Genomic DNA, 7,442 nt, shown 5'->3' with positions numbered 1-7,442 from the left:
CTGAAATAATGCAGAGCTAAAAAGATGATGTTCAGCAGTGCAAAATCGAGGATAAAGAAATACCTTGTTCAATGACGCCGAGCTTTGACAAAAATACCCAAGCAGAACTGTCAAAAACAGCTATCATTACCAGGATTCCTTTTCGGTTAAATCTGCCTGCACTAAATAAGAATAATTTACTCCGATCGTTTCCAAAAGCGTCAGGAATCGCTCTCTTTGCATTCCCATGATCTCAGCGGCCTTGTCCAGACTTATCCTTCGCAAGACCAGGGCGCCGACAACTCCCAACAGCTTTTCTCTGTCCTCACCGGACTTCTGAAAAGGCAAGTCCATCGCCACTGCTCGAAGCTCATTATCTTCCATGAACCCACTTCTTGATTATCTACGCTTTAAATTGGGCCAGGTCGCACATGACAAGTTGCGAAATTTCTTCGCAAAACAATTTGAATAAATCATTTGTCAACAGGCTGCTTTGCCGTGTTCATTCTTCTTCATTGATGATCCACTATAAGGAATTGTGCCATCATTCGCAAAAATATTGTCAGCTGACGCTTCGAGAAGGACGGGCGGTGTTCTGGTTCCCACGCGGCAAGCCGGTGGGGGCTAGAATTGAATTAAATACGCTGAAGAATTTTTTCAATTTCTGCTTTTAGGGATGGCAAATCTCCCTGGATTGTAAGCCACACTTTTTCCAAATCGATTCCAAAGTACTGGTGAACCAGTTTGTCGCGCATGCCGGCCATATCATTCCAAGGGATGGCGCTGTATTTTATTTTTATTGAAGCGGAGACAGCTTTGGCAGCTTCACCGATAACGAGCAATTGGCGGATGCATGCATCTTGAACAAGATCAGATGCATAAAAAGAAACGGCGTCCAGGTTCTTGGAATAGTTTTCTATTTTTTCAATAGCATCAATAATATGTCGTAGATATATTGAATCATCACGATTCATAGATTGTCCTCAGCTCATTAAGAATACGATCCCTCAAATAAGGACTAAGGGAAGCCTTGGTGAGCAAATCCACTTTCTTACCAATCGCTGCAGAGAGTATTCTTTCCAATCGAACAAGAGCAAACAAACTTTTAGGTTTACTAAATTCTACAAGCAAATCTATATCGCTTTTAGCCGTCTCTTCATTTCGTGCATAGGAACCGAAGAGGCAAAGTCTTGAAACATCATTATTCCGGCAGATATCGGCAATTTTCAAAGCATCAAACGGCAAGGGTAACATATACAACTCCTATAAATGCGGATACTCTGGTTCCCACCGCTTATGTTTTCATTTGAAATGTATTAATTGAATCCATTCATTGCAATATCTTTTTCGGTGGCCCCCCCCCCGGTGTTCGGCCTACTTCGATCGCGCCTTCTTGATCAAAATATTATGCATCGCCCTGAAGAAATAGATCCAGTCCGTCTTGATCGGATGGGCCAGTTTGGCCTCGAAATAGCGCCGCTCCGAGGCCTGTACCTCTTTCAGTGATTTGGGCAGATCCACATAAAAGGGCGGCACCAGTCCCGGCTTGAAGCGGTTGCGCAGTTTTTGCAGCTCCTTCGGATAGAGGCTGTAATAGTGCTCCGACAGAGCGCGGGCGCCGACGATCTTGACGTCCCCGGCTAGCCAGTTGATCAGTTGCGGCAGCTCGTCCAGCCAGAACTTGCGGAAGAGCCGTCCCCAGGTGGTGACGCGGAAATCGTCCCTGAACTTGCCGCTTTCATCCAGATCGTTGTGCTTGTGCACATAATCCTGGATGAACTCGGAGTAGGGATGCATGGTGCGCAGCTTGTAGAGGGTGAAGGGCCGGCCCTGGTAGCCGATGCGCTTCAGCTTGACCAGCGGACCGTAGGAGGGATTGGGATTGTCGCTGGGACTCTTGTCCTTCTGGGCGATATAAAAGAGCTGGGTGCCGATCGGCAGGGCGGCGAGGACGCGAAAGCCGCAGAAATAGAGCCGGCCGAGGAGTTCGGCGTTGGAGAGGGCGCGGCTGCGGCCGCGGGAGATGGTGAAATAGACTTTCTCCAGGACGGGAAGTTTGGGCATCACCCGGCGCACGAGAAAATCGAGCAGATAGATCATCTGCGCCATGTACTTGGGATATTTTTTATTGAGATAGTTATAGCGTCCCTCATAGGTATCCATCAGGCCGGCGAAATAGCCGCCCTGGACCAGCTTCTGGTGCACGGTGAGGAAATAGCGGTTGAGATAGCGGAAATCGTTGACGCGGTGGAGATTGATTAAGAGCTGCCGGGAGAGCGGCTCGAGTATCTCAATGTTATAGGAGGTGTGGGTATCCAGCACCGAGACGGCGGAGAGTTCCACGGCGTCAAGATCGCAGCGGCTGTCGAGCAGCCTGAAAATGGCGGGGTGTTCAGCCAGAAAGTGGTTTTCCAGCCGGTGCCGCGCCGCCACTCTCAATTCGCCCGCCGGCGCCAGCGGCAGCTCCTTCTCCTCCAGAATCAGGCTGACGGCCGCCGCGTCCTCCACGTCCCGCTCCTCCGCCTTGACCGAACGGATGCGCAGCCAGATCAGCGCCAGAGGCGCCTCGGCCGCCAGCAGCAGCAGGACCGGCGCCAGAAGCAGGGTGCGTGAGTAGGAAAAAAGCTGAAAAGCCCAGATCAGCACCGCCGCCGAAGCGGTCATGATAAAGGCCGCCTTGACAAAGGGTTCGAAGAGATAGTAAAAATTGGGATGCGGGTGTTTGATAAATTTGCCGGTCCACTCGGCGCTGAGCAGCCACATCCCCGCCATGATGCCGAGCATCATCCAGCTGCGCGAATCCATAGCGGTCGCGCCATACTTGAGCTGATGCACAGCGGCAAAGAAAAGGATGAAGAGCAGCAGATCGGCCAGCGCGAAGGGGATGGACTGCCGTGCCGTCCTCCGCCGGGAGGTTATGGCCGATGCCGCGATGCGCCGGCGCAGGTTCGGGTAGATCAGCCCGGCGATGAGAATCTCGGCCAGCAGCAGCAGGGAGAAAGAGCCGAGGATGTGGAGGCGGGCGAAATCGCGCAGGTCCCAGATGACCAGGGTCAGCGAGGTGGCGAAAAGCATCAGCAGAGCGGTGCGCCCCAGCATCAGCAAAATATCGCCAAAACCGGTCAGCCCTTTGAGCGTAAATTTATGATTGGAGAGCGAAATCACCAGCCAGGCCGCATTAATCAGCAGCAGCAGTTTGGAATAGCCTGGCGGCAGCCGCAAGGTGCCCTGGCTCCAGTAATGCAGGGCCATAAAAATCAGATTGAGCAGCGCCTGGTCAAGCAGCATTAGTCGGTGGCGTTTGAGAGCGATCATGGGCCTTTTCAACGGCGCCGCGCCGGCGATGGCGGCAGATAGATTAAACATGACTCCCCCTGTGAACATAACACGATAACGCATGGCAGGTGCTAGACAAATCTCCCGGCATAGCCCGGATCCTCGCGCATGCGCTGTTGGAGGCTATCGGGGAAAGTACACCGGAAAATCAACCGCACGAAAAAACCAGCATGTTCCCTGCCGCATTTCTCCCGAAACCGAGACGGCCAGTGAGAATCTGGGCTATTAATACTCCGGCTATATCGTTCCCGAATCAACAAAAACATTGGAGCCCGTAACAGAACGGCTTTTATCCGAAAGCAAATACTCCACCATGTTGGCTACCGAAGCCAGCTCCGTCGGCTTTTTAAGGGAAGTACGTTTGAAAATCCGGTCCTTTTGTGCAGTGCTCAGTGGAGCACTCATGCCTGTCTCCATGAAACCGGCAACCAGGCAGTTGCTGCGTATGCCGCGTTCCCCCCATTCTCGGGCAGTCGTCCTGGAAAAAGCCTCAAGAGCTCCCTTCGTAGACGCATACATCGCCAATCCTTTATAGCCGGTATGCACACTTATGGAAGAGATATGCACAATGGAACCCTGGATATTATGCAGAAGCATGTTGCGAATAACATGCTTGGTCAACATGAACGGAGAGAATACATTTATTTGATACATGCGCTGCAAAGGTTCGTAATTGAGATTGCTGATAATATCATCATAGGCGATAGCGGCGTTATTCACAAAGCCATGGAGAGGAGTGTGGAACCCTAATGTCCGGGTAAAAATACTTTCGATAGAGCCCTCAATATCAGCCAGGTCCGTAATGATTATAATCAGTCTATCTCTATATTCTTTTTTCAAGCCATCCAAGTCCGCATTGTTGTCTAAAGCTACGCCAAAAACCTTGTAGTTCTGCTCGAGTAATGCTTTGGTGACTTGCAGCCCAAGGCCTTGTTTAATACCTGTGACCAGTATATTTTTCAATGAAATTTCCTTTATGTTCTCTTGAGTTTTCCAGACCGTGTAAGCCTTATGTTATCTACGAAATTTACGATCCGAGGTATTTTATACAGCTGCAATCGTGATTGCAGAAACGTCCGAATCTCTTTTTCTGTCAGCCCGGCCTCAGCAACTATATCGGCTATTAGAATATGGCCAAGGAGAGTATTGGGCTTGCCATAGACAAAGGCCTGCTTGACCGCATGATGCATACAGATAATTTCTTCCACTTCTAGCGGATTTACTTTGTAGCCACCAACATTTATCATTTCATTCTTGCGGTGAAGAAAGCGGACCTTTTTAGGATTCTCCTGAATTATTTCGACAAGATCACCAGTATGATACCATTCATCATCTACCAATAATGCCGAATCGCCTTCTCCAAGCAATGAACGATGTACATAGAGCTCGTTATCGACAATACGGTACAGGCTTTCATCTTTGATTAAAAAAGTATCGTCAGCCCCTTCTAACATGGTCCCGGCTTCTGTGGAGGCATAGATATTTCGCATTCTGGCATTTTGGAAAGAGGAGAGTAATTGCTCGCTTAAACCAGCATCGAATTTTTCACCGCCGGAAGTCAATCTTTTTACTGAAGGATAGACTTCAGTAAGGGGTAGGAGCATCCGGTAAAATGTGGGGGTCGCGGAAATATTGGTGATTTGGAAGGATTTGATAAGGTCCAGGACAGTATGCCGGCTAGCGTTAAAGAGATTGACCAAGATATTGCCGTTTAGCAAGGCCTGATAAAATACCTGCAAGCCGGCGATGTGTGTTGGATTGTATGCAAAACCCCAAATATCATCAGTATGCTTTGGTGAAATACGTACCGCCCGGGTCAGTGATCTGAAAGTGTGAGTAATGCTCTTGGGAATGCCGGTAGTTCCAGAGGTAAATAGGGTCAATTGCCAGGATTGATTGTCAGTCAGGATTTTGATCAACTTATCTACTGAATCGATTGATAGAGGGACTACTTGTTGCTTCTTCCCTATTACAGCTGACTCAATACGTAATTTGCTCAACTCATCAGCAGTAAAATCGCCGTCCAATATTACCAAATCGATTTTGTGAAGATGGGCAGCAACTATCGTAAGAAATATCGCGTATAAATCCTGCTTGTAACTATATCGTTCAATTTCAGATAGTCTACTTAGATCTGCAAGCAACTGACTAAAGGTATACTGTTTGCCGGACTTGTAGTCGTATAGGAAAATCTTATCCAGTGCTATCTCTCCAATTTTGCAAGAATCTCAGCCACAGTCAGCACAAAACCATCGGCAAAAATATCAATGCCGTGCTCTTTTTCAATTCGTACAGTCAATTCAGCCAAGTCTAATGAATCAAATCCCAGATCGTTACGCAAATCATTCTGAGGCTTTAAATCAGCCAGCGCCGGTAAACCTTTGTTATCCCTAACTGTATTAACAGTTACTAGTAGTTTCTCTACAGTTGATGGCATCGTTCAATAGTTCCTTTCTACCAAGTGGTAAGATAGTTAAACTAAAAATCTGGATTATATCATTTCTGAGATATCTTATAGAGTCAAGATTTCTATAGGAGGTGTTTTGTAGCGGACTGGTTCGAGGAATTGCAGTTACATTAGATGGTATTAAGGACGAAAAAGTGCGGATAACGTTATTAATCCGTGCAAATCACGAATGCATTAATAAAACGGGGAGGATGCCATTCAGTAAGTTGCTTCAATCTATACGGGTAAATCTTATGCCATACCTTGAGAAAAACCGCACAAGTTCTTCCCCTAAATCGCAACTTCCCGAACGCGTCATCGATGCAACATTCAAAATCATACCTGCAGTTTTGGGAAATGAAATTGAATGGCAATCAGTAGCATTACAATAGATAATCACATCCAATGGGCACACTGTCAATGGGATCGTCGAGTCCAAACAAAGAAAAATCCTATTCATGCCATTATTTATAACAGTATATTCATCAAAATCCGGCTTAATAGTATGATTCGCTATAATTTCACAATAATTTAAATAGACGATGAATTCCTGTAAAATCGATTGAATTTTATCCAGTTTCGCCTTTTGGTTCAAAGGCCGATAAATAGCATTCGGTACGATTCTTAGGGGGCGGCCACCAGCAATGGAATTGGCCGGAATATTTTCGTTTACTAATGTATTAGGCTGCACAATAACGTTGTCGCCTATTGAGACACCTGAAGCAATAAAAGTCCGCCATGGTATCCACACTTTTTTGCCAATGGTGATAGAACCAAAGTTGGCAGGATAGCCTTCTAAAACAGAAAGCCAGGAGCTATGAGTAAAAAGCAAAGTATTGCCGCCAAGTGCCGAATCATCCCCTATGACTATTGGGAAAGTGGGATTAAGATAACACATTTGCATTATCAAACATCTTGAGCCTACAGACAATCTCGATTCCGTCGTAGTAAGTCCACCTACAAAAACCTGCTCTCTAATTCTTGTGTCTTCTCCAATATCTATTACCTCAGTATCTAGATAGGAGAATGCACCAATCGTAGAAAATCTGCCGATATGAACCTCTTTTGCCTGAATGATTACAAAAAATCCGATTTGAACACCTTCATCGATTATTACTTTATCGCCGCTTACAACAGCGCCAAAACTCAATTGTACATTTTTTCCAAAACGATATCCCTTTAAGCGATAAATAGCCTTTTTAATAAAATTGGGCCATAAGCCGATAAGAAATAACTGCAATACTGGAATCCTTTTACGTCTTTTTATCATCTCAATTTTGCCAAAGGCCGTTTAATTAGATTTTTTGTATTTTGCATTAAAAGCTCGATCAGCCAATCAATATAATTCGTGGACCAACGTTGAGGATGAGTCGTTATAAGAACTTCAGCGGGTAGTTCTTCCTTTTTACATGCTTCAATAATATCATTCGTTGTGCGATATTTACTATTTGTCTGATGGGCCAATCTATCTCGGACACTATAAATATCGCCATTCCATCTTCTTCCGGTATCTGTTAAATAAAAAAGAGAAATAGCGGACAGTTCAATATAAGGCTCTGATAAGATACCATAACTATGGTAATCATATCTTTCCCATATGCTCTTGTTGTCCCATTTAGAAATAGGAGATTAAATCCGTAATTTTGTGTAAAAAGAGCTTGTAAATAAAAAGAGTCATGCT

General features: G+C 46.0%; 8 protein-coding genes. All 8 read right to left on the bottom strand.

Translation table 11 applies throughout. The features are described from left to right. Positions 1-126: 126 nt before the first annotated feature. A complete protein-coding gene (locus PLH32_18035; GenBank protein HQJ66510.1) occupies positions 127-363 on the bottom strand; it encodes a UPF0175 family protein in 237 nt (78 codons plus the stop codon). A 251-nt stretch (positions 364-614) separates the two neighbouring features. Next, complete coding sequence (locus PLH32_18030) at positions 615-953, bottom strand: DUF86 domain-containing protein (protein HQJ66509.1); 339 nt, start codon at positions 951-953, stop codon at positions 615-617. Next, on the bottom strand, positions 943-1,233 hold the full coding sequence (locus PLH32_18025; GenBank protein HQJ66508.1) for a nucleotidyltransferase family protein: 291 nt from the start codon (positions 1,231-1,233) through the stop codon (positions 943-945). Before PLH32_18025 ends, PLH32_18030 begins: the two co-directional genes overlap by 11 nt. Before the next feature lie 120 nt (positions 1,234-1,353). Continuing rightward, positions 1,354-3,345, bottom strand: coding sequence for a sugar transferase (locus PLH32_18020; protein ID HQJ66507.1), 1,992 nt, complete (start codon positions 3,343-3,345; stop codon positions 1,354-1,356). A 207-nt stretch (positions 3,346-3,552) separates the two neighbouring features. After that, a complete protein-coding gene (locus PLH32_18015; protein HQJ66506.1) occupies positions 3,553-4,278 on the bottom strand; it encodes an SDR family oxidoreductase in 726 nt (241 codons plus the stop codon). A gap of 11 nt (positions 4,279-4,289) precedes the next feature. Beyond that, positions 4,290-5,351, bottom strand: coding sequence for a fatty acid--CoA ligase family protein (locus PLH32_18010; GenBank protein ID HQJ66505.1), 1,062 nt, complete (start codon positions 5,349-5,351; stop codon positions 4,290-4,292). A gap of 167 nt (positions 5,352-5,518) precedes the next feature. After that, positions 5,519-5,752, bottom strand: a complete 234-nt coding sequence (locus PLH32_18005) for an acyl carrier protein (protein HQJ66504.1) — start codon at positions 5,750-5,752, stop codon at positions 5,519-5,521. Between the two features lie 241 nt (positions 5,753-5,993). Beyond that, on the bottom strand, positions 5,994-7,031 hold the full coding sequence (locus tag PLH32_18000; protein ID HQJ66503.1) for an acyltransferase: 1,038 nt from the start codon (positions 7,029-7,031) through the stop codon (positions 5,994-5,996). Between the last annotated feature and the right edge of the window lie 411 nt (positions 7,032-7,442).

Source organism: bacterium, assembly GCA_035419245.1.
Lineage (GTDB): Bacteria > Zhuqueibacterota > Zhuqueibacteria > Residuimicrobiales > Residuimicrobiaceae > JAKPUX01.
Note: the sequence above shows the minus strand (reverse complement) of the source record. Positions and strands in the feature narration are given on the sequence as shown.

What these genes read in the sequence shown, in the direction of transcription:
- PLH32_18035 (HQJ66510.1), bottom strand. Translation starts at nt 363, where the DNA reads ATGGAAGATAATGAGCTTCGAGCAGTGGCGATGGACTTGCCTTTTCAG.
- PLH32_18030 (HQJ66509.1), bottom strand. Translation starts at nt 953, where the DNA reads ATGAATCGTGATGATTCAATATATCTACGACATATTATTGATGCTATT.
- PLH32_18025 (HQJ66508.1), bottom strand. Translation starts at nt 1,233, where the DNA reads ATGTTACCCTTGCCGTTTGATGCTTTGAAAATTGCCGATATCTGCCGG.
- PLH32_18020 (HQJ66507.1), bottom strand. Translation starts at nt 3,345, where the DNA reads ATGTTTAATCTATCTGCCGCCATCGCCGGCGCGGCGCCGTTGAAAAGG.
- PLH32_18005 (HQJ66504.1), bottom strand. Translation starts at nt 5,752, where the DNA reads ATGCCATCAACTGTAGAGAAACTACTAGTAACTGTTAATACAGTTAGG.
- PLH32_18000 (HQJ66503.1), bottom strand. Translation starts at nt 7,031, where the DNA reads ATGATAAAAAGACGTAAAAGGATTCCAGTATTGCAGTTATTTCTTATC.